Source organism: Jiangella rhizosphaerae (assembly GCF_003579925.1).
In the GTDB taxonomy this organism is placed as follows: domain Bacteria; phylum Actinomycetota; class Actinomycetes; order Jiangellales; family Jiangellaceae; genus Jiangella; species Jiangella rhizosphaerae.
This window is the reverse complement of record NZ_QUAL01000001.1, coordinates 1-23,246: the sequence shown is the minus strand read 5'-3', so window position 1 is coordinate 23,246 and position 23,246 is coordinate 1. Positions and strand designations below refer to the sequence as shown.

General features: G+C 71.4%; 24 protein-coding genes. 19 read left to right on the top strand and 5 right to left on the bottom strand.

The features are described from left to right. The 19 genes from rho to DY240_RS00030 form a co-directional block, all read left to right on the top strand. Window positions 1-1,341, top strand: a 1,341-nt coding sequence (gene rho, locus DY240_RS00120; protein WP_119657947.1) for a transcription termination factor Rho, incomplete at its 5' end; no start/stop codon positions are given. Window positions 1,342-2,289: 948 nt separating this feature from the next. Then, window positions 2,290-2,511, top strand: coding sequence for a 50S ribosomal protein L31 (gene rpmE / locus DY240_RS00115; RefSeq protein WP_092623147.1), 222 nt, complete (start codon window positions 2,290-2,292; stop codon window positions 2,509-2,511). A 90-nt stretch (window positions 2,512-2,601) separates the two neighbouring features. Next, window positions 2,602-3,690: a peptide chain release factor 1 gene (gene prfA / locus DY240_RS00110; RefSeq protein WP_119657946.1), complete on the top strand. Its 1,089-nt coding sequence runs from the start codon at window positions 2,602-2,604 to the stop codon at window positions 3,688-3,690. After that, on the top strand, window positions 3,687-4,556 hold the full coding sequence (gene prmC / locus DY240_RS00105) for a peptide chain release factor N(5)-glutamine methyltransferase (RefSeq protein WP_119657945.1): 870 nt from the start codon (window positions 3,687-3,689) through the stop codon (window positions 4,554-4,556). Before prfA ends, prmC begins: the two co-directional genes overlap by 4 nt. A 7-nt stretch (window positions 4,557-4,563) precedes the next feature. Next, entirely contained in the window at window positions 4,564-5,211 is a 648-nt protein-coding gene (locus DY240_RS00100) for an L-threonylcarbamoyladenylate synthase (RefSeq protein WP_119657944.1), read from the top strand. A gap of 14 nt (window positions 5,212-5,225) precedes the next feature. Continuing rightward, on the top strand, window positions 5,226-6,341 hold the full coding sequence (locus DY240_RS00095; protein WP_119657943.1) for a glycosyltransferase family 4 protein: 1,116 nt from the start codon (window positions 5,226-5,228) through the stop codon (window positions 6,339-6,341). A 52-nt stretch (window positions 6,342-6,393) separates the two neighbouring features. Continuing rightward, the gene (locus tag DY240_RS00090) at window positions 6,394-6,843 is read left to right on the top strand and encodes a hypothetical protein (protein WP_119657942.1); all 450 of its coding nucleotides are present in this window, start codon (window positions 6,394-6,396) and stop codon (window positions 6,841-6,843) included. A gap of 337 nt (window positions 6,844-7,180) precedes the next feature. After that, the gene (gene atpB / locus DY240_RS00085) at window positions 7,181-7,966 is read left to right on the top strand and encodes a F0F1 ATP synthase subunit A (protein ID WP_119657941.1); all 786 of its coding nucleotides are present in this window, start codon (window positions 7,181-7,183) and stop codon (window positions 7,964-7,966) included. Between the two features lie 32 nt (window positions 7,967-7,998). Continuing rightward, on the top strand, window positions 7,999-8,202 hold the full coding sequence (gene atpE / locus DY240_RS00080) for an ATP synthase F0 subunit C (RefSeq protein WP_119657940.1): 204 nt from the start codon (window positions 7,999-8,001) through the stop codon (window positions 8,200-8,202). A 14-nt stretch (window positions 8,203-8,216) separates the two neighbouring features. Then, entirely contained in the window at window positions 8,217-8,780 is a 564-nt protein-coding gene (locus DY240_RS00075) for a F0F1 ATP synthase subunit B (protein WP_119657939.1), read from the top strand. Window positions 8,781-8,782: 2 nt separating this feature from the next. Continuing rightward, on the top strand, window positions 8,783-9,589 hold the full coding sequence (locus DY240_RS00070; RefSeq protein ID WP_119657938.1) for a F0F1 ATP synthase subunit delta: 807 nt from the start codon (window positions 8,783-8,785) through the stop codon (window positions 9,587-9,589). 56 nt (window positions 9,590-9,645) lie between these two features. Further along, on the top strand, window positions 9,646-11,325 hold the full coding sequence (gene atpA / locus DY240_RS00065; protein ID WP_119657937.1) for a F0F1 ATP synthase subunit alpha: 1,680 nt from the start codon (window positions 9,646-9,648) through the stop codon (window positions 11,323-11,325). Between the two features lie 49 nt (window positions 11,326-11,374). Beyond that, on the top strand, window positions 11,375-12,367 hold the full coding sequence (locus tag DY240_RS00060) for a F0F1 ATP synthase subunit gamma (RefSeq protein ID WP_119657936.1): 993 nt from the start codon (window positions 11,375-11,377) through the stop codon (window positions 12,365-12,367). A 6-nt stretch (window positions 12,368-12,373) separates the two neighbouring features. After that, on the top strand, window positions 12,374-13,828 hold the full coding sequence (gene atpD / locus DY240_RS00055) for a F0F1 ATP synthase subunit beta (RefSeq protein ID WP_119657935.1): 1,455 nt from the start codon (window positions 12,374-12,376) through the stop codon (window positions 13,826-13,828). A gap of 82 nt (window positions 13,829-13,910) precedes the next feature. Beyond that, window positions 13,911-14,282, top strand: coding sequence for a F0F1 ATP synthase subunit epsilon (locus DY240_RS00050; RefSeq protein WP_119657934.1), 372 nt, complete (start codon window positions 13,911-13,913; stop codon window positions 14,280-14,282). Window positions 14,283-14,320: 38 nt separating this feature from the next. Then, entirely contained in the window at window positions 14,321-14,761 is a 441-nt protein-coding gene (locus DY240_RS00045; protein WP_199700531.1) for a DUF2550 domain-containing protein, read from the top strand. A 49-nt stretch (window positions 14,762-14,810) separates the two neighbouring features. Next, window positions 14,811-16,085, top strand: coding sequence for a UDP-N-acetylglucosamine 1-carboxyvinyltransferase (gene murA / locus DY240_RS00040; protein WP_119657933.1), 1,275 nt, complete (start codon window positions 14,811-14,813; stop codon window positions 16,083-16,085). After that, window positions 16,078-17,121 carry a phosphatase PAP2 family protein gene (locus DY240_RS00035; RefSeq protein WP_119657932.1) on the top strand — a complete coding sequence of 348 codons (1,044 nt, stop codon included), beginning with the start codon at window positions 16,078-16,080 and terminating at the stop codon, window positions 17,119-17,121. Before murA ends, DY240_RS00035 begins: the two co-directional genes overlap by 8 nt. 5 nt (window positions 17,122-17,126) lie before the next feature. Continuing rightward, a complete protein-coding gene (locus tag DY240_RS00030) occupies window positions 17,127-17,975 on the top strand; it encodes a 3-hydroxyacyl-CoA dehydrogenase family protein (protein ID WP_119657931.1) in 849 nt (282 codons plus the stop codon). Between the two features lie 249 nt (window positions 17,976-18,224). Here DY240_RS00030 and DY240_RS00025 read toward each other — a convergent pair whose 3' ends face one another. From DY240_RS00025 to DY240_RS00005, 5 genes are read right to left on the bottom strand one after another with little or no spacing between them, the layout of a single operon-like run. Then, the gene (locus DY240_RS00025; protein ID WP_119657930.1) at window positions 18,225-19,394 is read right to left on the bottom strand and encodes an ROK family glucokinase; all 1,170 of its coding nucleotides are present in this window, start codon (window positions 19,392-19,394) and stop codon (window positions 18,225-18,227) included. A 35-nt stretch (window positions 19,395-19,429) separates the two neighbouring features. After that, the gene (locus DY240_RS00020) at window positions 19,430-20,080 is read right to left on the bottom strand and encodes a response regulator transcription factor (protein ID WP_325049257.1); all 651 of its coding nucleotides are present in this window, start codon (window positions 20,078-20,080) and stop codon (window positions 19,430-19,432) included. Window positions 20,081-20,091: 11 nt separating this feature from the next. Further along, window positions 20,092-21,339 carry a sensor histidine kinase gene (locus DY240_RS00015; protein ID WP_158602676.1) on the bottom strand — a complete coding sequence of 416 codons (1,248 nt, stop codon included), beginning with the start codon at window positions 21,337-21,339 and terminating at the stop codon, window positions 20,092-20,094. Then, a complete protein-coding gene (locus DY240_RS00010; RefSeq protein WP_119657928.1) occupies window positions 21,315-22,133 on the bottom strand; it encodes an ABC transporter permease in 819 nt (272 codons plus the stop codon). Before DY240_RS00010 ends, DY240_RS00015 begins: the two co-directional genes overlap by 25 nt. Further along, window positions 22,130-22,999 carry an ABC transporter ATP-binding protein gene (locus DY240_RS00005; RefSeq protein WP_119657927.1) on the bottom strand — a complete coding sequence of 290 codons (870 nt, stop codon included), beginning with the start codon at window positions 22,997-22,999 and terminating at the stop codon, window positions 22,130-22,132. The genes DY240_RS00010 and DY240_RS00005 overlap by 4 nt, the downstream gene beginning before the upstream one ends. Between the last annotated feature and the right edge of the window lie 247 nt (window positions 23,000-23,246).

The window sequence follows — 23,246 nt, the reverse complement described above, 5'->3', positions numbered from 1 at the left end:
GCCGACGGCGCCCGCCAGGGCGGCGGCCGCGACGACGCCCAGGACGATGACGACGACCGCGGCCGCCGGCGCCGCCGTCGCGACCGGCGCGGCAGCAACCGCGACCGCAACGACCGCGATCGCGACCGCGACCGCCGCGGTGGTGGCGGCCGCGAGCGCATCGAGGAGCCGACGGTGTCCGAGGACGACGTCCTCATCCCGGTCGCCGGCATCCTCGACATCCTCGACAACTACGCGTTCGTCCGCACGTCGGGCTACCTGCCCGGCCCCAACGACGTGTACGTGTCGCTGGCCATGGTCCGCCGCTACGGCCTGCGCAAGGGCGACGCCGTCACCGGCGCCGTCCGGCAGCCGCGCGAGGGCGAGAAGCAGCAGAAGTTCAATGCGCTGGTGCGGGTCGACACCATCAACGGCGCCGACCCCGAGGCGGCCAAGCAGCGGCCCGAGTTCGCCCGGCTGACGCCGCTGTACCCGCAGGACCGCCTGCGCCTCGAGACCGACGCCGCGAACATGTCGACGCGCATCATCGACCTCATCGCGCCCATCGGCAAGGGGCAGCGCGGTCTCATCGTGTCGCCGCCCAAGGCCGGCAAGACGCTGATCATGCAGGCGCTGGCGCACGCGATCACGCAGAACAACCCCGAGACCCACCTCATGGTGGTGCTGGTCGACGAGCGGCCCGAGGAGGTCACCGACTTCCAGCGCACCGTCAAGGGCGAGGTCATCGCGTCGACGTTCGACCGCCCGCCGGTCGACCACACGATGGTCGCCGAGCTCGCCATCGAGCGGGCCAAGCGGCTGGTCGAGCTCGGCCACGACGTCGTCATCCTGCTCGACGGCATCACCCGCCTGGGCCGCGCCTACAACCTGGCCGCGCCGGCCAGCGGCCGCATCCTGTCCGGTGGTGTCGACTCCAGCGCGCTGTACCCGCCGAAGCGGTTCTTCGGCGCCGCGCGCAACATCGAGAACGGCGGCTCGCTGACCATCCTGGCCACCGCGCTGGTCGAGACCGGGTCCAAGATGGACGAGGTCATCTTCGAGGAGTTCAAGGGCACCGGCAACATGGAGCTGCGGCTGCGCCGCGACCTCGCCGACAAGCGCCTGTTCCCCGCCATCGACGTCGACGCGTCGAGCACCCGGCGCGAGGAGATCCTCGTCTCCCGCGAGGAGCTGGCCATCATGTGGCAGCTGCGCCGCGTGCTCTCCGCGCTCGACCCGCAGCAGGCCATCGAGCTGCTCCTCGACCGCCTCAAGAAGACCAAGAGCAATGCCGAGTTCATGCTCACGGTCCAGAAGACGACGCCGGCCGCCGGCGGGAACGGCTCCAAGGACGCCGACTGACCCGCCGGACCGCCGAGTCCTCGATGCCCTGGCCGCTCGCGCAGCGGTCGGGGCATCGCCATGTCTGGCGTTGGCCGCGTTGGGCCGTCCCCCTGCTGCCCGATTGTCTTGGCCGCGGGCGCGCGCCTCAAGCGGACTGTGGAGGCGCTTNGCTGCCCGATTGTCTTGGCCGCGGGCGCGCGCCTCAAGCGGACTGTGGAGGCGCTTCGCGCCGGCGATGACCGCTTGACCCGCGCGCCCGCGGCTGAGAACGGGCAGCTATCAGGGGGACGGGGGAAGAGCGGCGACAGGGCCGGGGCGTTTGTTGGCCGCGACGTGGAGAGGACGTGGGCGTCATCCGACGTGACGACGAGTCCGCCGCTGTCGGTTGTTCGTCGGCGATGTCACCGAACGAGCGGTCCGCCCGGAGCGTACGCCTGGGAAGGGGCCACGACGCGAGCGGCGACGAGGCCGGGGCGTGTGTCCGCGCTTCTGTGTGAGTTTGCTGTCGTTCAGCGTCCACGTGGTGAGATTTCGCCGTGCTTCCGGAGCCATCACGAGGATTGCCCCAGCGTCAACACCCTTACAGGCATGTTGATGCTCGCGGAATCCTCGTGATGTAGGCAATCGTTGATGATCATCGCTGTCCCACAGCCCGACAAAGCAGGCGAAACGGGCACGACAACGCCGAGGCGTGCCCGCTCTGCCCCCGTCCCCCTGATAGCTGCCCGTTCTTGGCCGCGGACGGGTGAGTCAAGCGGTCGTCGTCGCGCGAAGCGCCACTAGTCCGCTTGACGCGCTCGTTCGCGGCAAGAGAATGGGGCAGCAGGGGGACGGGGAACCATAGCGCGACGTCGCGGTTTGGTCCCGGCGGCCCGGACCTGGAATACTGATCCATTGGCTCCGGTTCACGGTACGACGCCCCGTCGTGCTGACCCGGCGGCCCTCGACACGCCAGGAGTACACAGCATGAAGTCCGACATCCACCCGGCCTACGTGGAGACCACGGTCACCTGCACCTGTGGCAACACGTTCACCACCCGGAGCACGGCCGCCAACGGCGTCATCCACGCCGACGTCTGCTCCGCCTGCCACCCGTTCTACACGGGCAAGCAGAAGATCCTCGACACCGGTGGCCGGGTCGCGCGCTTCGAGTCGCGGTACGGCAAGAAGAAGGCCGACGCCAAGTAGAGCTTTCCGGGCGGGGCGTGCGAGGGTCACTTCGCACGCCCCGCCCCCTTTGTGCCCGCAGTCATCCGCGTCCTCGGAAGGAGCCGGCCCGTGTTCGAAGGTGTCGAGACGCTGGTGTCCGAGCACGCCGAGCTCGAGCAGCGCCTGGCCGACCCGTCGGTGCACGGCGACCCCGCGCTGGCCAAGCGGCTGAACCGGCGCTATGCCGAGCTGTCGGCCATCGTCGAGGCGTACGCCGCCTGGCGGCAGGCCGGCGACGACCGCGCCGCCGCGCTCGAGCTCGCCGCCGACGACTCCGCCTTCGCCGCCGAGGCCGCCGAGCTGGAGACGCGGCAGGACGGTCTCGCCGAGCGGCTGCGCATGCTGCTGCTGCCGCGCGACCCCAACGACGACCGCGACGCGATCCTCGAGATCAAGGCGGGGGAGGGCGGCGCGGAGTCCGCGCTGTTCGCCGGCGACCTGCTGCGCATGTACCTGCGCTTCGCCGAGCGGGCCGGCTGGAGCACCCAGGTGCTCGACGCCGAGGAGTCCGACCTCGGCGGCTACAAGGACGTCTCCGTCGCGGTGAAGGCACGCGGCACGCCCGAGCCCGGCACGGCGCCGTACGCCCGGCTCAAGTACGAGGGCGGCGTCCACCGTGTGCAGCGGGTTCCGGTCACCGAGAGCCAGGGCCGCATCCACACCTCGGCCGCCGGCGTGCTGGTGCTGCCGGAGGCCGAGGACGAGGGCGAGGTCGAGATCAACCCGAACGACCTGCGCATCGACGTGTTCCGGTCCTCCGGCCCGGGCGGGCAGAGCGTCAACACCACCGACTCCGCGGTGCGCATCACGCACCTGCCCACCGGCATCGTCGTCTCCTGCCAGAACGAGAAGAGCCAGCTGCAGAACAAGGAGCAGGCCATGCGCATCCTGCGTGCGCGGCTGCTCGCGGCGGCGCAGGAGGAGGCCGAGCGCGAGGCGTCCGACGCCCGGCGCAGCCAGGTGCGCACCGTCGACCGCTCCGAGCGGGTGCGCACGTACAACTTCCCCGAGAACCGCATCTCCGACCACCGCACCGGCTACAAGGCGTACAACCTCGACGCCGTGCTCGACGGCGACCTCGGCCCGGTCGTGCAGTCGCTGGTCGACGCCGACGCCGAGGCCGCGCTGGCCGCTACCGCCGAAGGCGGCGGCGCATGACGCCGGCGCCGCTGCTCGAGCAGCTCCGCGCGGCCACCGGGATGCTGGCCGCCGCCGAGGTGCCGTCGCCGCGGCACGACGCCGAGGTGCTCGCCGCGCACGTGCTCGGGGTCGAGCGCGGCGCCCTGTTGTCCCAGCCCGAGCCGGACGCCTCGTTCGGCCCGCGCTTCCAAGAGCTGGTGCGCCGCCGCGCCGGCCGCGAGCCGCTGCAGCACCTCACCGGCCAGGCGCACTTCCGGCACCTGACGCTGCAGGTGGGGCCGGGCGTGTTCATCCCGCGGCCCGAGACGGAGCTGACCGCCGGCGCGGCCATCGACGAGGCGACGGCGGTCGTGGCGGCCGGGCGGGTGCCCGTCGTCGTCGACCTGTTCGCCGGCTCCGGCGCCATCGCCATCTCCGTCGCCACCGAGGTGCGACCGGTCATGGTGCACGCCGTCGAGCGCGAGGATGAGGCCGTCGCCTGGCTGCGCCGCAACGCCGCCGGCAACTCCGTCATCGTGCACCGCGACGACGTCGCCCTGGTCGCCGAGCGCAGCCTGTCGATGCTGCTCGGACAGGTCGACGTCGTGGCCGCGAATCCGCCGTACATCCCGGCCGACGCCACCATCCGCGACCCCGAGGTCGCCGAGCACGACCCGCCGGCCGCGCTGTGGTCCGGCGCCGACGGCCTCGACGCCATGCGGGTGCTCGCCGACGTCGGCGCACGGCTGCTGCGACCCGGCGGCCTCCTGGTCGCCGAGCACGCCGACGTGCAGGGCGAGGCGGCGCCCGAGGTGTTCCGCCGGCACGGCGGCTGGACGGACGTCGCCGACCATCTCGATCTCGTGGGCCGCCCGCGCTACGTCACGGCGCGGCGTGCGGGATGATGGCCTCGTGAGTCCGCTGTACGACTGCTCCGACGAGACCAAGCGGCAGCGCGGCATCGCCGCCGCGGCCCGCGCCATCCGCAACGGCAAGCTCGTCGTGCTGCCCACCGACACCGTCTACGGCATCGGCGCCGACGCGTTCACGCCCGAGGCGGTCGCGGCGTTGCTGCAGGCCAAGGGCCGCGGCCGCGACCTGCCGGTGCCGGTGCTGGTCGGCTCGCCCGCAACACTGGGCGGCGTCGCGATCACGGACAAGGCCATCGACGCGCTGGTCGACGCGTTCTGGCCGGGCGGACTGACGCTCATCTGCCGGCAGCAGCCGTCGCTGCGCTGGGACCTCGGCGACACCGGCGGCACCGTCGCCGTCCGGATGCCCGACCACGAGGTGGCCCTCGAGGTGTTGACGACCACCGGCCCGCTCGCGGTCAGCAGCGCCAACGTCACCGGCCGGCCGCCGGCGCGCTCGGCCCACGACGCCCGCGACCAGCTCGGCGACAGCGTCGCCGTCTACCTCGATGCCGGCGAGACCCAGAGCGACACGCCGTCGACCATCGTCGACGTCTCCGGCCCGGTGCCGCGGGTGCTCCGGCAGGGCGCCCTCGGCCTGGCCGAGCTGCAGGCGGTCGTCCCCGAGCTGCGGGGCCCGGAAGCTTAAGGAAACGGTCGCCGGTGCGCGAGTATCTTCTGACCTTCTTCATCGCGGCCTCGGTCACGTACCTGGTGGTGGGGCTCGCGGGACGGTTCGCGTACTGGGTCGGCGCGGTGCCGCCCACCCGCGACCGCGACGTGCACCGCGAACCCGTCCCGCGGCTCGGCGGCATCGCCATGCTGGTCGGCATGCTGGTCGCCATGCTCGTGGCCAGCTACCTGCCACGCATGCGCGACGTGTTCACCGAGTCCAGCGACGCGTGGGCGCTGATCCTCGCCGCCGTCGTCATCTGCCTCATCGGTGTCGCCGACGACATCTGGGAGCTGTCGGCGCTGGCCAAGTTCGCCGGGCAGGTGGTCGCGGCCGGACTGCTCGTGGCGCTCGGCGTCCAGCTGCTCTACCTGCCGCTGCCGGGCGGCACCTTCGTGCTCGACCAGACGCAGGGCGCGCTCATGACGGTCGTGCTGGTCGTCGGCGCCACCAACGCCGTGAATTTCGTCGACGGGCTCGACGGGCTGGCCGCGGGCGTCGTCGGCATCGGCGCGGCGGCGTTCTTCGCCTACGCCTACCTGCTGTCGGTCGAGAACAACAACAGCTCGTACATGACGACGTCGGCGCTGGTGTCGATCGTCGTGGTGGGCATCTGCGCCGGCCTGCTGCCGCACAACGCGCACCCGGCGAAGATCTTCATGGGCGACTCCGGCGCCATGCTGATCGGGCTGCTGCTCGCCGCCGGGTCGATCAGCCTGACCGGCCGGCTGCCCAGCCAGGACGTCGACACCTCCAGCTTCCTGCTCACCCTGCTGCCGCTGGTGCTGCCGCTGGCGGTCATCCTGCTGCCGTTCCTCGACATGATGCTGGCCGTCGTGCGCCGCACCCGGGCCGGAAAGTCGCCGTTCGCGCCGGACAAGATGCACCTGCACCACCGGTTGCTCGAGATCGGCCACTCGCAGTGGCGCGCCGTCGCGATCATGTGGGTGTGGGCGGCGCTGGTCTCGGGCGGCCTGGTGGTCATCGCCCTGGTCGGCGGCTGGACCACCTACGTGCTGCTGGCGCTGGCCGTCGTCGTGATGATCGGGTTCACCACCGGCCACCCGCGCCGGCTGCTCCGGCGTGGGCATCCCTCCACGGTGTGAGAAATGGCACGTCGTGCAGGATGAGGACACCAGCACGTAGGCTGGGGCCGCCATGACCGAACCCGTTTCCCCGCCTCCGCGCCGGCGCAGCCCGGCAGCGGCCGCCCGGCCCGCCCTGCTGCTCACCGTCGCCGTGGGCGCCGCCTGCGCCGTGGCGGCGGCGCTCACCGCCGGCAGTGCCTCGCTGTGGTCGGCCGTCGTTGCGACGGTGCTGGTCATCGCGTTCTTCGCGAGCGGGTCGCTGCCCGTCCTGCTGGCCCGCCACCTGCCGCCCAGCGGCCTGGCCGGGGCGGGCGTGCTGATCGTGACCTACTCCCTGCGGCTGGCGCTGATCTTCATCGCGCTCGGCGTCCTGACCAGCGTCGACGGCATCGACGAGCGCTGGCTCGGGCTGTCGCTGATGGCCTGCGCGCTGGTCTACACCCTCGCCTACGCGGTGACGATGTTCCGCGAGAACAGCCGCGGCGCACGGCCCGCGGTGCCCACCGGCGGATCGGAGTGACCACGGCCGTGACGGCTGGAAGTGGGACCCGATTTCGTTACCGGCAAGGGCACCCAGTAGTATTCGAGGCGCCATGAGTCCGGACGATCCCGATGACGTACGTCGGAAGGATCAGAACGGTGCGTGGGATGCCTTCGCACTGGTCGTGTCCGGAGTAGCAGTATGGGGTGGCGTCGGCTGGCTCGTCTCCGAGTGGCTCAACAGCCGGGTCTTCCTCGTACTGGGGCTCTTGGCAGGGATGGGCGCCGCTCTGTACCTCGTATGGGTCAGATACGGTAAGCCCTGACCTGGACCTCCTCGTCGGGCGCGTCCGCGAGCGCGCTGAAGAAAGGACCCCGTGAGCACTCGGATCGTGGCCGAGTCGGGCTTCCACAGTCCCGGGCCGGCCGACTTCGAATTCCCGCCGCTCTTCGGCGAGGGTACGTTCTTCACGAAGCCGATGCTGGTCATCGTGCTCGGCACCATCGCCGTCGGCGCATTCTTCTACTTCGCCGCCCGGCGCAGCACGCTCGTCCCCGGCAAGCTGCAGTTCGCCGGTGAGTCGGTCTACGGATTCGTCCGCGACGGAATCGCGCGTGACGCCATCGGCCGCGAGGGCATCAAATACGTGCCCTATCTGGCGACGCTGTTCTGCTTCATCGCGGTCCTGAACATCTCGGGCATCATCCCCGTGCTCCAGCTGCCGGCCACCTCGAAGATCGCGATCCCGCTGTTCCTCGCGGTGATCTCGTGGATCATCTACAACTACGTGGGCATCAAGCGGCAGGGCTTCGGCGGCTACTTCAAGAACATGATGTTCCCGCCCGGGGTTCCGAAGGCGATCTACCCGCTGCTGGCGCCGCTGGAGTTCTTCTCCACGTTCATCGTCCGGCCCTTCACGCTCACTCTCCGTCTCACGTTCAACATGTTCGCCGGTCACCTGGTGCTGTTGTTGACGATTTTGGGCGGCGAGTACCTGATCTTCGAATACCAGGGTCTTGTCGGCGTCACCGCGGGCAGCGTCTCGATCCTGTTCAGCATCGTGCTGACCTTCTTCGAAGCATTCGTCCAGATTCTTCAGGCGTACGTCTTCACTCTGCTCTCCGCCATTTACATCGGCGGCGCTCTGACCCACGAGCACTGAGCTTCACCTAAAAAGGGAAAGGAAGAAAGAAGATGGAAGGCTCGCTCAACATGGTCGGTCTCGGCCTCGCGGCCATCGGCCCGGGCGTCGGTATCGGCCTGATCTTCGCTGCCTACATCAACGGCGTGGCCCGCCAGCCGGAGGCTCGCAGCGTTCTCCAGGGCATCGCGATCCTCGGCTTCGCGCTCGCCGAGGCGCTGTTCATCATCGCCATCGGCCTCGCGTTCGCGCTCTGATCATGACTGTCTCGATGGCACCGATCGCGGTGATAGCGGCGGAGGACGGGCCCGATCCGCTGCTGCCGCACACGTCCGAGCTGATCGTCGGTCTGGTCGCCTTCGCGCTGCTGTTCTTCTTCCTCCGCGCCAAGGTCTACCCGATCTTCGAGCGGACGTACGCGGAGCGGGCCGCCGCGATCCAGGGCGGCGCGCAGAAGGCCGAGGAGGCCCAGGCCGAGGCGAACCGGCTGCTCGAGGAGTACCGCGCTCAGCTGGCCGACGCCCGCAGCGAGGCGGCTCGCATCCGCGAGGACGCCAAGCAGCAGGGTGCCGCCATCATCGCCCAGGCGCGCGAGGACGCCGAGGCCGAGGCCAAGCGGGTCGCCGCTCGGGCCGAGGCGCAGCTGCAGGCCGAGCGCGAGCAGGTCCTGCGCGAGTTGCGCGGCGAGGTCGGCTCGCTGGCGACCACGCTGGCCGGCAAGGTGGTCGGCGAGTCGCTGCAGGACGACGAGCGGTCCCGCCGCGTCGTCGAGCGGTTCCTGGCCGACCTCGAGACCGCCCAGGCCTCCGACGCCGCGGCTGCGAGGGACGCGTGAGCATGGCCGAGACCAGCACCGAGCTGCGCTCGCGGTTCGAGAGCATCGTCGACCAGGCCGCCGACCGCGCGTCGGCGGTCGGCGACGCTCTGTTCGCGTTCGCGAATCTGCTCGACTCCCGTCCGTCGGTGCGCCGCGCGCTCACCGACACCGGCCGGACGCCCGACGACCGCGAGGCGCTGCTTCGCCGGCTGGCCGGCGACTGCGTCGAGCCGGCCGCGACGGACGTCCTCGCCGCGACCGTGCGGGAGCGGTGGGCGAACCCGGGCGACCTCACCTCCTCGGTCGAGGAGTTCGGTCTCCAGGCGGTGCTGCTGGCCGCCCGGTCGGCCGGCCGCCTCGACGCCGTCGAGGAAGAGATCTTCCGGTTCGGCCGGGTCGTGCGCGGCAACCGCGACCTGCGCTCGGCGCTGATCGACCGCGCCGCTCCCGCCGACGCACGGCGGCAGCTGGTGCGGACGCTGCTGCAGGACAAGGCCGCACCTGAGACCGTCGCGCTCGTCGAGCACGCGGTCCTCGACCGCCGGGCGCGTAGCCTGGAAGCGGAGCTGGCGCGCGTCGCCGACTTCGCGGCGCGCCTGCGCGAGCGCCGGGTGGCAGTGGTGCACGTCGCCGCCCCGCTCGCCGTCGAGCACCGCGAACGGCTGGAACGGGCGCTGGCGGTCCGCGCCGGCGGTCCGGTCCTGCTGAACGTCGTCGTCGAGCCCGACGTCGTCGGCGGCATCAGGGTCGAGCTCGGCGACGAGGTCGTCGACGGCACCGTGACCAGCCGCCTGGACGCCGCCCGTCGCCAGCTCGTGGTGAGCTGACCGGCACCACCCCGACTTGAGACCACCGTTCGAAGAGCGCTAGAGAAGGAGCAACGATGGCGGAGCTGAGCATCCGTCCCGAGGAGATTCGCGAGGCGCTCGACGCCTTCGTCGAGTCCTACCAGCCGGCGGCCGCCGTCCGCGAAGAGATCGGCCACGTCGTCATCGCCGGCGACGGCATCGCCCGGGTCGAGGGCCTGCCGTCGGCCATGGCCAACGAGCTGCTGGAGTTCGAGGACGGGACCCTCGGGCTGGCTCTGAACCTGGACGTCCGCGAGATCGGCGTCGTCGTCCTCGGCGACTACGACGGCATCGAGGAGGGCCAGACGGTCCGCCGTACCGGCGAGGTCCTGTCGGTGCCGGTCGGCGACGGCTTCCTCGGCCGGGTGGTCGACCCCCTGGGCAAGCCGCTCGACGGCCTGGGCGAGATCCAGGCCGAGGGCCGCCGCGCCCTCGAGCTGCAGGCGCCGACGGTCGTCCAGCGGCAGAAGGTCGCCGAGCCGCTGCAGACGGGCATCAAGGCCATCGACTCCATGACCCCGATCGGCCGGGGCCAGCGGCAGCTGATCATCGGTGACCGGCAGACCGGCAAGACCACGGTCGCCGTCGACACCATCCTGAACCAGCTGGACAACTGGAAGAGCGGCGACAAGAAGAAGCAGGTCCGCTGCATCTACGTCGCCACCGGCCAGAAGGGCTCCACCATCGCCGGCATCCGGCAGCAGCTGGACGAGGCCGGTGCCCTGGAGTACACCACCATCGTCGCCTCGCCGGCGTCCGACGCCGCGGGCTTCAAGTACCTGTCGCCGTACACCGGCTCGGCCATCGGCCAGCACTGGATGTACCAGGGTTACCACGTGCTCATCGTCTTCGACGACCTGTCGAAGCAGGCCGAGGCGTACCGCGCGGTGTCGCTGCTGCTGCGCCGCCCGCCGGGTCGCGAGGCGTACCCGGGCGACGTCTTCTACCTGCACTCGCGGCTGCTCGAGCGCTGCGCGAAGCTCTCCGACGACCTCGGCGGCGGCTCGATGACCGGTCTGCCGATCATCGAGACCAAGGCCAACGACGTGTCGGCGTTCATCCCGACCAACGTCATCTCCATCACCGACGGCCAGTGCTTCCTCGAGACCGACCTGTTCCACTCGGGTGTGCGCCCGGCCATCAACGTCGGTATCTCGGTCTCCCGCGTCGGTGGCGACGCGCAGATCAAGGCGATGAAGACCGTCGCCGGTACGCTGCGCCTCGACCTCGCCCAGTACAACGAGCTCAAGGCGTTCGCCGCGTTCGCCTCCGACCTCGACCCCACCAGCAAGGCGCAGCTCGACCGCGGCGAGCGGCTCACCGAGTTGCTGAAGCAGCCGCAGTCGGCGCCGCTGGCGGTCGGCCGCGAGGTCGTCTCGATCTGGTCGGGCACCACGGGCAAACTCGACGACGTCCCGGTCGAGGACGTCCGCCGGTTCGAGGGCGAGTTCCTCGACTACGTCGCCCGCGAGCACGCTCAGGTGTTCTCGACCATCGAGTCCTCCGGGAAGCTCGACGACGAGGTCGTCAAGACGCTCGAGCAGGCGATCGACGACTTCAAGCAGACGTACGTCACCGTCTCGGGCCAGCCGCTGATCAAGGACGAGCCGGTCGAGGCCCTGGGCGAGGGTGAGGAGGACCTGACGGTGCTGCGCCGGCGCAAGCGCGACCGCGAGAGCATCCAGGAGGCCGCCCGCCCCGACGCGGACGAGTGAGCCGTGACCGTCACGTCTGACCAGGAACTGAAGGGAGGTCGCCCGCGTCATGGGAGCACAACTTCGTGAGCTGCGGCAGCGCATCCGCTCTGTCGATTCGATCAAGAAGATCACCCGCGCCCAGGAGCTGATCGCGACCTCGCGGATCGCCCGGGCCCAGCAGTTCGCCGAGGCGGCCCGTCCGTACAGTCAGGCGCTGGTGCGGGCCATGGAGGCGGCCGCCGAGCGCGCCCGCCTCGACAACCCGCTGCTGGAGGGCGTCGAGGAGCCGCGTCGTTCGGCCATCCTGGTCGTCACCAGCGACGGCGGCTTCGCCGGCGCCTACTCCGCCAACGTCATCCGGCAGAGCGAGGCGCTGGCCGGCCTGCTGCGCGACCAGGGCCAGGAGGTCGTGCCCTACGTCGTCGGCAAGAAGGGCGTCACCTGGTTCACGTTCCGCGGCCGCGAGCTCGGCGGCCAGTACGTGGGCTTCACCGGCAAGCCGGCCTACGCCGACGCCCGGAAGATCGCCGACGACCTCCTCGAGGCCATCAACACGCCCACCGAGGAGGGCGGCGTCGACGAGATCCACATCGTCTCGACGCACTTCCGCAACATGGTCACGCAGGAGGTCCGGGCCCGACGGCTGTTCCCGATCATGGTCGAGGACGTGCCCGAGGAGATCCACCACGCCGAGGCGGGCGCGGTGCGCTCCGACGACGGCGGGTCCTCCGGCCCGGGCGGGTCGGCCGGATCCGCCAACGGCCGGCCGTCGCGCACCGACGTGCTCCCGCTCTACGAGTTCGAGCCGTCGGCCGACGAGGTGCTCGACGCGCTGCTCCCGCAGTACGCCGGCAACCTCGTCTACACCGCGCTGCTCGACGCCGCCGCGTCGGAGTGGGCGGCCCGGCGCCGGGCCATGAAGAACGCCACGGACAACGCGGGTGAGCTGCAGGAGTCGCTCACCCGCGAGTCCAACTCGGCACGCCAGGCCGAGATCACCCAGGAGATCAGCGAGATCGTCGGCGGCGCGGACGCGCTGGCGGCCGCAGGGAGCGAGTAGGACCTCATGACTGCCACCATCGAAAACACAGCAGAGACCACCGCTGCTGCTACAGGCCGGGTGGTCCGGGTCATCGGACCTGTCGTCGACGTCGAGTTCGGCGGCGGCCACATGCCCGCCATCTACAACGCGCTCGAGGTCGACGTGAAGCTGGCCGATGAGGCCGGCGGCGACCGCACGCTGACCCTCGAGGTCGAGCAGCACATCGGCGACGGCCTGGTGAAGGCCATCTCCATGCAGCCGACCGACGGCCTGGTCCGCGGCGCGGTCGTCCGCGACACCGGCAGGGGCATCTCCGTGCCGGTCGGCGACGGCGTCAAGGGCCACGTGTTCAACGCCCTCGGCAAGCCGCTCGACACCGACGAGTCGTCGATCGAGGTCAACGAGCGCTGGGAGATCCACCGCGACCCGCCGCCGTTCGCCGACCTCGAGGGCAGCACCCAGATGCTCGAGACCGGCATCAAGGTGCTCGACCTCCTCACCCCGTACATCCAGGGTGGGAAGATCGGCCTGTTCGGTGGCGCCGGTGTCGGCAAGACGGTGCTCATCCAGGAGATGATCACCCGTGTCGCGCGGAACTTCGGTGGCACCTCGGTGTTCGCCGGTGTCGGCGAGCGCACCCGTGAGGGCAACGACCTCTGGGTCGAGATGGGCGAGGCCAACGTCCTCAAGGACACCGCGCTGGTGTTCGGCCAGATGGACGAGCCGCCGGGCACCCGCATGCGGGTCGCGCTGTCGGCGCTGACGATGGCCGAGTACTTCCGCGACGTCCAGAAGCAGGACGTGCTGCTGTTCATCGACAACATCTTCCGGTTCACGCAGGCCGGCTCCGAGGTGTCCACGCTGCTCGGCCGCATGCCGTCCGCCGTCGGTTACCAGCCGACGCTGGCCGACGAGATGGGCGAGCTGCAGGAGCGCATCACCTCGACGCGTGGTCACTCCATCACGTCGATGCAGGCCATCTACGTCCCGGCCGACGACATCACCGACCCGGCGCCGCACACCGCGTTCGCGCACCTCGACGCCCGGACGGTGCTCTCGCGGCCCATCTCGCAGCTGGGCATCTACCCGGCCGTGGACCCGCTGGACTCCTCCAGCCGGATCCTCGACGCCGCGTACGTCGGCGAGGACCACTACCGCATCGCGACCCGGGTGAAGGAGATCCTGCAGAAGTACAAGGAGCTGCAGGACATCATCGCCATCCTCGGTGTCGACGAGCTGTCCGAGGAGGACAAGGTCACGGTCAACCGGGCCCGCCGCCTGCAGCGGTTCCTCTCGCAGAACATGTTCGTGGCCGAGTCGTTCACCGGCCAGCCGGGCGTGTTCGTCCCGCTGTCGGAGTCGCTGGAGTCGTTCGACGCCATCACCAAGGGCGAGTACGACCACCTGCCCGAGCAGGCGTTCAGCTACGTCGGCAACATCGAGGACGCCGAGAAGAAGGCGCGCGAGCTCGCGTCCTGAGCCGGTACCGCTCGATCGACCAGGGAGCCGCACCCGATCGGGAGGCGGCTCCCTGTCGATCACGGGGAGAAAGGGAGAGATCGTGGCCGAAGATCTGAACGTCGAGGTGGTGGCCGCCGACCGCAAGGTCTGGTCCGGCGAGGCCTCGATCGTCATCGCGCGCACGCCCGAGGGCGAGATCGGCATCATGCCCGGTCACGAGCCGGTGCTCGGGTTGCTGGTCGCCGGCCCCGTGACGGTGCGCTCGACCGGCGGCGAGGCCGTCGTGGTGGCCGTGTCCGGCGGGTTCCTGTCGGTGTCGCAGAACCACATCGCGATCCTGGCCGAGCAGGCCGAGCTCGCCGACGAGATCGACGTCGCCGCCGCCGAGGCCGAGCTCGCGGAGCTGGGCGACGACGGCGACGGCACGCGCCGCTGGGCGCAGGCGAGGCTCGACGTCGCGGCGAGCCGATAGATCTGAGAGCATCGGTACACGCTCGGGGGAGGTGATCGGTGGCGCTGGTGTCGTGGACCCTGCTGGTGCTGGGTGCGCTCGCGCTCGCCGCCGTGCTGGTCCTCCTCGCCCTGTACGTCCGCCGGGGCATTCTGCAGCGTGACGGTGGCTTCGACATGTGCGTGCGCGGCGACAGCCACGACGGCTGGTCCGGCGGCTGGGCGTTCGGCATCGGGCGCTACCGCGACGACACCCTCGAGTGGTTCCGCACCTTCAGCTTCACCACCTGGCCCAAGCGGACGTTCCGGCGCAGCGAGCTGGGCGTCGACAGCCGCCGCCAGCCGGACACCGAGGAGAGCTACGAGCTGCCCGCCGGCCATGTCGTGCTGGTCTGCCGGTCCGGCGGCGCCACCGTCGAGGTGTCCATGACCGAGGCCGCGGCCACCGCGTTCGTCACCTGGCTCGAGGCGGCGCCCCCCGGGGGTCAGTTCGTCGGGTGACGCCCTCGGGGCGTACCGTTCATCGGAACGGCGAAAGGGTTCAGCTGGCGTGGAGAGATTTCGGGTCACCGGGGGGAGCTCCCTGCGGGGTGAGGTCCGGGTCAGCGGCGCGAAGAACAGCGCACTGAAGCTGATGGCGGCGGCGCTGCTGGCCGAGGGACGCACCGTTCTGCACGACGTCCCCACCATCACCGACGTCGACTACATGGGCGAGCTGCTGCGCCAGCTCGGCGCCGACGTCCACCGCGACGGCGGCACCGTCACCATCGACGTCCCGGCGAAGATCGACCACGAGGCGCCGTACCACCTCGTGCGCCGGCTGCGGGCGTCCATCTGCGTGCTCGGCCCGCTGGTGGCCCGCTGCGGCGCGGCGAACGTCGCGCTGCCGGGCGGCGACGCCATCGGCTCGCGCGGGCTCGACATGCACATGGCGGGGCTGGAGAAGCTCGGCGCGCAGGTCGAGATCGAGCACGGCTTCGTGGTGGCCAGGGCGCCCAAGGGACTGCACGGCACCAGCATCTGGCTCGACTTCCCCAGCGTCGGCGCCACCGAGAACATCCTCATGGCCGCCGTTCTGGCCAAGGGCACCACGGTCATCGACAACGTCGCCCGCGAGCCCGAGATCGTCGACATCTGCCGCATGCTCGGCGACATGGGTGCCAAGATCGACGGCGCCGGCACCTCGACGCTGCGGGTCGAGGGCGTCGACTCCATGAACCCGACCGAGCACACCACCATCCCCGACCGCATCGTCACCGGCACGTGGGGCGTCGCCGCCGTCATGACGCGGGGCGACATCACCATCGCCAACGGCCGCGGCGAGCACCTCGAGATCGTCCTCGACAAGCTGGCCGCCGCCGGCGCCACCGTCGAGTCCGGCCCGGCCGGGCTGCGGGTGGCGATGTCCGGGCGGCCGCGCGCCATCGACGTCGTCACGCTCCCGTACCCGGGCTTCCCGACCGACCTGCAGCCCATGATCGTCGCGCTCGACGCGGTGTCCGAGGGCACCGCCATGATCACCGAGAACGTGTACGAGGCCCGGTTCATGTTCGTCAACGAGCTGGTCCGCCTGGGCGCCGAGGTCCGCATCGACGGCCACCACGCCGTCGTCCGCGGCCGGCCGGTGCTGTCCGGCGCCCCGGTCGTCGCCACCGACATCCGCGCCGGCGCCGGCCTGGTGCTGGCCGGCCTGCTGGCCGAGGGCGAGACGCTTGTGTCCGCCGTCCATCACATCGACCGCGGCTACCCCGACTTCGTCGGCCAGCTCCGGTCCCTGGGCGCCGACGTGGTCCGCGAGCCCGACCCGGACCACTTCGATGACTGACGAGACGGAGGCCGCGGCACCGCCCGGCGACCGGTGGCGCAGCTGGGTGACCCCGGGCCGCGTCTGCCTGTCCGTCTACCTCGTCGTCCTGCTGGTCTACTGCGCCGTCGAGGGCATCCCGATGGACCGCGTCGGGCAGACCGGCTGGATCATCGCCGGGATGATCGCGATCAAGATCGGCCGGCCGTGGCGCGAGCACGTGCGCACGTTCCTCGACTGGCTGCCGCTGCTGGCGGCGCTGATCATCTACGACCACACCCGGGGCATCGCCGACACCCTCGGCATGCCGCTGCGCGTCGGCGAGGTCGTCGACATCGAGCGCTGGCTGTTCGGCGACACCATCCCGACGGTGTGGCTGCAGCAGCAGCTGTTCGAGTCGACGGTGCGCTGGTGGGACGTCGGCGCGGCGATCGTCTACTTCAGCCACTTCGTCGTGCCGTGGGTGCTGGCCGCCGCCTTCTACATGTGGTCGCGGCCGCTGTGGGTGTCCTACATCCGGCGGGTGCTGCTGCTCACCTACGCCGGCCTGCTCACCTACGTGCTGCTGCCGGCCGCGCCGCCGTGGTATGCATCGGCCCGCACCGGCGACATCGACGACCCCGTCTACCGGCTGGTCGGCCGTGGCTGGAACGAGCTGGGGCTGCGCAGCGCCCACGCATGGCTGTCCGACGCCCAGGGCGGTGCCAACGAGGTGGCGGCGCTGCCGTCGCTGCACGCCGGGTTCGCCATGCTGGTCGCGGTGACGCTCTGGCCGCTGGCGAAGCGCTGGTGGCTGAGGGTGCCCGTCGCGGCGTACCCGCTGGCCATGGCGTTCACGCTGGTCTACGGCGGCGAGCACTACGTCGTCGACGTCCTCCTCGGCTGGCTGTACGTCGCCGCCGTCATGGTCGTCGCACACCTGTGGGAGCGCTGGCGCCAGCGGCGGCGGCCGCCCGTCGCCGTCGCGCTCTCGGCCGGCACGCCGGCGCCGATCGAGCCGGCCATGCGCACCGACCCCGACATCGCGACCGAGCCGAACGAACCAGCAGGAAGGTAGTCAGCATGGCACGCAGCGTGGCCGTCGTCGGAGCCGGCCTGATGGGATCGGGCATCGCCCAGGTGGCGGCGACCGGCGGCTGGGACGTCGTGCTGCGCGACCTCGACGACGACGCCGTCGCCCGGGGCCGCGCGGCCATCGAGGCGAGCACCGCGAAGTTCGTCGAGAAGGGCAAGCTGACCGAGGCCGACCGCGACGCCGCCCTCGGCCGCATCACCACGACCACCGACCTCGACGCCGTCGGCGAGGCGGACATCGTCGTCGAGGCGGTCTTCGAGAACGTCGACGTCAAGCGCGAGCTCTTCGCCGAGCTCGACCGCATCTGCCGCGACGGCGCGGTCCTGGCCACGAACACCAGCGCCATCCCGATCACGAAGATCGCCGCGGCCACGCGGCGGCCCGAGTCGGTGGTCGGTACCCACTTCTTCTCGCCCGTGCCGATGATGGCGCTGTGCGAGCTGGTCCGCGGCCTGCACACGTCCGACGCCACGCTGGCGGCGGCCCGCGAGTTCGCCGAGTCCGCCGGCAAGACGTGCATCGTCGTCAACCGCGACGTGGCCGGGTTCGTCACCACGCGGCTGATCAGCGCGCTGGTCGTCGAGGCGGTCAAGCTCTGCGAGTCCGGCGTCGCCTCGGCCGAGGACATCGACGTCGCCTGCAGACTCGGCTTCGGCCACGCCATGGGACCGCTGGCCACCACCGACCTCACCGGTGTCGACGTCCTGCACCACGCCACGTCGAACATCTGGGACGAGACCGCCGATCCCAAGTTCTTCCCGCCCGAGCTGCTGCGCCGCATGGTCGACGCCGGCGAGCACGGCCGCAAGACCGGCCGCGGCTTCTACTCCTACTGACGCCGCCCGGCCGGTCCCGCCCCGGCTGCCCTTCCCCGGAATGATCACGTTCACCAGGGAATTCCGTTCCACACGAGGCCTGCAGCCCTCGTGATGCAGGGGCAGTCCTCGTGATGCACACGCGGTCCGCCCGGAATAGGGCCGGCAATAGCTTTCCCTCGAGTCCGGCCAGGCATCACCAGGATCATCCGGGCATCACGAGGGCCGCAGGCCTCGTGTGGGACGGGAGCGGGTGGTGAACGTGGTCATTCAGGGGGCGCTGCGGCGCCAGGTCCCGTTCGCCCGGCGGCCGGCCGGCTCGATGGCGGTGCCGGTACCGCCGGTGCGGCGCGCGCTGCGGCGGATCGGCGTGCCGTTCCCGGTGAGCTCGCGCCGTCGCGGGAGCAGCAGCCGCGTCGTGACCAGCTTGGCGCGGTCGCGACGGCGGCGGGCGCGCTCGCGCCGGGCGAGGTCGGCGGCACCGATGAGGCCGGCGTCGTTGCCCAGCGCCGCCCGGACCACCTTCGCCTCGGGACGGAAGCCGCGGCCGGTCAGCGTCCGCCGCAGCGTCGTCCGCGCCGGGTCCAACAGCAGGTCGCCGACGTCGGACACGCCGCCGCCGATGACGAACAGGCCGGGGTCGAACGCGGCGGCCAGGTTGGCCAGCCCGACGCCCAGCCAGTGGCCGATGTCCTCCAGCAGCTCCAGCGCCGCGGGGTCGCCCTGCGCGGCCAGCGCGCTGATCATCGGGCCGGTGATGCGCGACGGGTCGCCCTGGCAGGTCTCGGCGATGCGGTAGGCGACGGGCGAGCCGTTCAGCACCAGCTCACGCGCCTCACGGACCAGGACGTTGCCGCTGGCGTACTGCTCCCAGCAGCCGCGGTTGCCGCACTCGCAGCGGTGCCCGCCCGGGACGACCACCATGTGCCCGAACTCGCCGGCGACGCCGAACCGGCCGCGGTGCAGGACGCCGTCGAGGACGACGCCGCCGCCGATGCCGGTGCCGAGGTTGACGCACACCACGTGCGACTCGCCCTGCGCGGCGCCGAACCGGCACTCGGCCCACAGCGCGGCGTTGGCGTCGTTGTCGACGACCACGGGCAGCCCGATGCGGCGCTGGACGGCGTCGCGCAGCGGCTCGTTGCGCCAGGCGAGGTGCGGGGCGAACAGCACGGACGACTGCGTGCCGTCGACGAAACCGGCGGCGCCGATGCCGACCGCGAGGACGTGGTGACGGGCGCCGAGCTCGGCCACGACGTCGGCGATGGTGTCCTCGACGACGCGGGGGCTCTTGCTCTTGCTCGGCGTCTCGCGGCGGGTGCGCTCGATGATGGTGCCCTCGGGATCGACGACGCCGGCGGCGACCTTGGTGCCGCCGATGTCGATGCCGATGGTGGGCCGCAGCGCCAGCCGGGCCACCCGCGTCCGGGTTGGAGACATGCCCACAGTATGGCCGGGCGTGGTCAACGGGCCGGTCAAGGGGCCGGTGACGGCCCCGGCGGGGTCAGGATGCCCAGCGCGTACGCCGTCGTCACCGCGGCGGTGCGGTCGTCGACGCCGAGCTTGGCGAAGACCCGCAGCAGGTGCGTCTTCACCGTCGCCTCGCCGATGTGCAGGGCCCGTCCGATCTCGGCGTTGGACAGCCCCGTGGCGACGGCGGCCAGCACCTCGCGTTCGCGCGGGGTGAGCGGCGGTAACGACGGCGCCCGCAGCCGGTGCACCAGGCGGGCCGCGACCGGCGGCGCCAGGATGGTCTCGCCCCGGTGCGCCGCCCGCACGGCGGCCGCCAGATCCACCCGCGGCGTGTCCTTGAGCAGGTAGCCGGTGGCTCCCGCCTCGACCGCGCGGACGATGTCGGTGTCGGTGTCGTACGTGGTCAGCACCAGGATCCGGACGCCGGGCAGCTCGGCCAGGATGCGCGCCGTCGCCTCGGCGCCGTCGAGCCGGGGCATGCGCAGGTCCATGAGGATCACGTCGGGACGCAGCCGGCGGGCCAGCACCAGCGCCTCCTCGCCGTCACCGGCCTCACCGACCACCTCGAAGTCGTCCTCGGCGCCCAGCATGCCGGCCAGCCCCGTCCGCACGACCGGGTGGTCGTCGACCAGCAGCAGCCGCAACGTCGTCACGGCCGCCCACGCTACCTGGGCGTCGGCCCGACGGTGGCACGGACGGTGGTCCCGGCGCCCGGTGTGCTGACGATCTCGAGCAGCCCGCCCACCTGCTCGACCCGCGCCCGCATGCCGCGCAGGCCGTAGCCGTCCAGTGTCGCCGCGCCCGGCAGGAAGCCGCGCCCGTCGTCGACGACGGCGACCGTGGTCGTGCCGGGCTGGAAGCGCAGCGCGACGACGACCCGGCGGGCGCCGGCGTGCTTGCGTACGTTCGTCAGCGCCTCCTGGGCGGTGCGCAGCAGGACGACCTCGACGTTCGCCGGCAGCGGCGGTGCGGTGCCGGCGATCTGCACGCTCACGTCGAGACCGGTCTCGTCGGCGAACCGGGCGGCGATGCGTTCGATCGCCTCGGGCAGCGTGGCGTCCTGCAGGCTGACCGGCGCCAGCGAGCTGACCAGGGCCCGCGCCTCGGCCAGGTTGTCGCGGGCCGTCTGCTCCAGCAGCGCCAGCCGGTCGCGGACGGCGCCGGGGTCGCGGTCCAGCGCCACCTCGATGGCCTGCGCCAGCGTGAGGATGCTGGTGAAGCCCTGGGCCAGGGTGTCGTGGATCTCGTGCGAGAGCCGCTCGCGCTCGGCCAGCACGCCGCGGGAGTGCTCGAGCTGCGCCAGCTCGCCGCGAGTGCGCTCCAGTTCGTCGATGAGCATGGCCCGCTTCTCCGCCTGGATGAACACGTGGCTGATGAACAGGCCCATCAGCAGCGACAGCCCGATCTGCAGCGCGGCCTGCGGGACGACGTCGCGCACCGTCTCCATGCTCCAGCCGTCGTGGCCCACCTCGGCCGCCGCGAGACCGAGGAGCAGCACGCACGTGCCGCCCGCGGCCCAGCGGGTCGGGAGGAACACCCAGATGTGCGGGATCAGCCCGAACAGCAGGAAGTACGCGTCGAAGATGCCGATGCCGATGAGGACGTAGAGACCGGCCCAGCTGGCCAGCAGCTGCGTCACCGCCTGCCAGCCGTGTTCCTCGGTACCCAGCAGCCGCCGCCCGATCAACAGGTAGACGACCACCATCGCCGTCACCGCGAGCAGACCGGTCAGCCGGTCGCGGCTGGAGAGGTCGCCGGAGCTGCCGATGATCAGCGCCAGCAGCCCCAGCAGCCCCAGGTAGACCGAGTGCCAGGCGACCGTGGTGCGCTGCCAGAACGCGTCGAGCTCGGCGACGCTGCTGCGCGCGGGCACGCCGTCGCCGGCGCTCAGCCCTCGCCCGTGCGCTGCCACCGGAACGTCCGGACGCAGATCACCAGGCCGGCGATCAGCCACAGCGACAGGATCAGCGCCGTCGGGCCGTGCTGCCATGATCCGGACACCTCCAGGTCCTCGAAGCCGTCGGGCAGGAACACCGAACGCATCCCCTGGGCCAGCCATTTCAGCGGGAACACCGAGGCGACGTTCTGCAGCCAGCTTGGCAGGTCGCTGAAGACGAAGAACACGCCCGAGATGAACTGGAGGATGATGAGCGGCCCGACGACGACGGCGGAGGCGCTCTTGGCCGAGCGCGGGAGCGACGAGTACGCGATGCCCAGGACGGCGCCACCGGCCGTGCCCAGCACGTAGCACCAGGCGAACGTCAGCCACTTCGCCGGCTCGGCCGGCAGCTCGACCCCGAACGCGAGCGCCGCCACCGCCAGCAGCAGCGCGATCTGGCTCAGCCCGACGACGAGGATCATGCCGACCTTGCCGAGGAAGTACGACACCGCCGGCATCGGCGTGCCGCGCAGCCGCTTGAGCGTGCCGTCGTCGCGCTCCACGGCGAGGCTGATCGCGAGCGTCTGGAAGCTCACCAGCATGATGCCGGAGGCGACCATGCCGGGCAGGAAGTACTGGGCGAAGTCGACGGGGGCGCCGCTGTCCTGTCCGACGTCCTCGCCGCCGAACGCGACCGCGAAGATGCCCAGCATGATGATCGGGAACAGGAACGAGAAGATCAGCGAGTCGCGTTCGCGGAAGTAGCTCTTGATCTCCAGCGTGGCGCGGGACCGCGCGATGCGGGCCGGGCTCACCGTGGCGCTCATGACACGACCTCCAGGGTCTCGGCCGGCTGTCCGATCAGCCGCAGGTACACGTCCTCCAAGGTCGGCCGGCTGACGGTGAGCCCCGGCACCTCGCCGCCCAGGCGCTGCGCCAGCCGGCCGACGAGCGCCGCAGGCTCGGCGGTCCGTTCGGTGCGCGGCCGGCCGCCCTCGGTCCAGGTGACGACGGCCAGGTCCTGGTCGCGGCCGCCGAGCCGGCCGGGCGTGTCCAGGGCGACGATCCGGCCCGCGGTGATGACGCCGACGCGGTCGGCCAGATGCTCGGCCTCGTCGAGGTAGTGGGTGGTGAGGATGATCGTCGTGCCGCCGTCGGCGAGCGAGGAGATGAGCGCCCAGAACTCCCGCCGCGCCTCCGGGTCGAACCCGGTGGTCGGTTCGTCGAGGAAGAGCAGCGCCGGGTTCCCCAGGATGCCCAGCGCGACGTCGAGCCGGCGGCGCTGTCCCCCGGACAGGTGCCGTGCCCGCGTCGCGCGCTTCTCCTCCAGCCCGACGGCGGCGATCACCTCGTCCGGGTCGCGCGCGTCGGGGTAGTAGCCGGCGAAGTGCCGCACCAGCTCGTCGACGGTCAGCTCGTCGTGGCCGCCGGAGCTCTGCAGCACGATGCCGATGCGGGCGCGCCAACCGGCGTCCGGCCGGGCCGGGTCGGCGCCGAGGACGCTCACCTCCCCGGCGTCGCGGCGGCGGTAGCCCTCCAGGATCTCGACGGTCGTGGTCTTGCCGGCGCCGTTCGGCCCCAGCAGGGCGAACACCTCGCCGTGCGCGACGTCGAGGTCGAGCCCGTCGACGGCGGGGACTCCGGCGTAGGCCTTGCGCAGCCCGCGGACCCGGATCGCGGTGGATGTGGTCATGACTCCACGATCCCCGCCGGACCATGCCGTCCGGGAGCACCGCGTGGTGGGATCCGGTGTCCACCGTCCGGTGGACCCGCCCCATCACGAGGATTCCTCGAGCGTCGACACGATTGCAGGCGTAGTTCGACACGGGATTTCGTAGTGAACGTGATCATCTCAGGGGGCCTAGGGCGTGTCTCCTAAAGATTGGCGGTGTGGGCCGCGATTGTTGGGGTCATGTCGCGTGAGTCGTTGTTGAGCGATG

Excerpts from the sequence above, each read along its gene's own strand:
- prmC (WP_119657945.1), top strand. The coding sequence starts at position 3,687 with ATGACGCCGGCGCCGCTGCTCGAGCAGCTCCGCGCGGCCACCGGGATG.
- atpA (WP_119657937.1), top strand. The coding sequence starts at position 9,646 with ATGGCGGAGCTGAGCATCCGTCCCGAGGAGATTCGCGAGGCGCTCGAC.
- DY240_RS00005 (WP_119657927.1), bottom strand. The coding sequence starts at position 22,999 with ATGACCACATCCACCGCGATCCGGGTCCGCGGGCTGCGCAAGGCCTAC.
- DY240_RS00075 (WP_119657939.1), top strand. The coding sequence starts at position 8,217 with ATGGCACCGATCGCGGTGATAGCGGCGGAGGACGGGCCCGATCCGCTG.
- DY240_RS00030 (WP_119657931.1), top strand. The coding sequence starts at position 17,127 with ATGGCACGCAGCGTGGCCGTCGTCGGAGCCGGCCTGATGGGATCGGGC.
- atpD (WP_119657935.1), top strand. The coding sequence starts at position 12,374 with ATGACTGCCACCATCGAAAACACAGCAGAGACCACCGCTGCTGCTACA.
- rpmE (WP_092623147.1), top strand. The coding sequence starts at position 2,290 with ATGAAGTCCGACATCCACCCGGCCTACGTGGAGACCACGGTCACCTGC.
- DY240_RS00060 (WP_119657936.1), top strand. The coding sequence starts at position 11,375 with ATGGGAGCACAACTTCGTGAGCTGCGGCAGCGCATCCGCTCTGTCGAT.
- DY240_RS00025 (WP_119657930.1), bottom strand. The coding sequence starts at position 19,394 with ATGTCTCCAACCCGGACGCGGGTGGCCCGGCTGGCGCTGCGGCCCACC.
- atpE (WP_119657940.1), top strand. The coding sequence starts at position 7,999 with ATGGAAGGCTCGCTCAACATGGTCGGTCTCGGCCTCGCGGCCATCGGC.
- DY240_RS00035 (WP_119657932.1), top strand. The coding sequence starts at position 16,078 with ATGACTGACGAGACGGAGGCCGCGGCACCGCCCGGCGACCGGTGGCGC.
- DY240_RS00070 (WP_119657938.1), top strand. The coding sequence starts at position 8,783 with ATGGCCGAGACCAGCACCGAGCTGCGCTCGCGGTTCGAGAGCATCGTC.
- DY240_RS00010 (WP_119657928.1), bottom strand. The coding sequence starts at position 22,133 with ATGAGCGCCACGGTGAGCCCGGCCCGCATCGCGCGGTCCCGCGCCACG.
- DY240_RS00090 (WP_119657942.1), top strand. The coding sequence starts at position 6,394 with ATGACCGAACCCGTTTCCCCGCCTCCGCGCCGGCGCAGCCCGGCAGCG.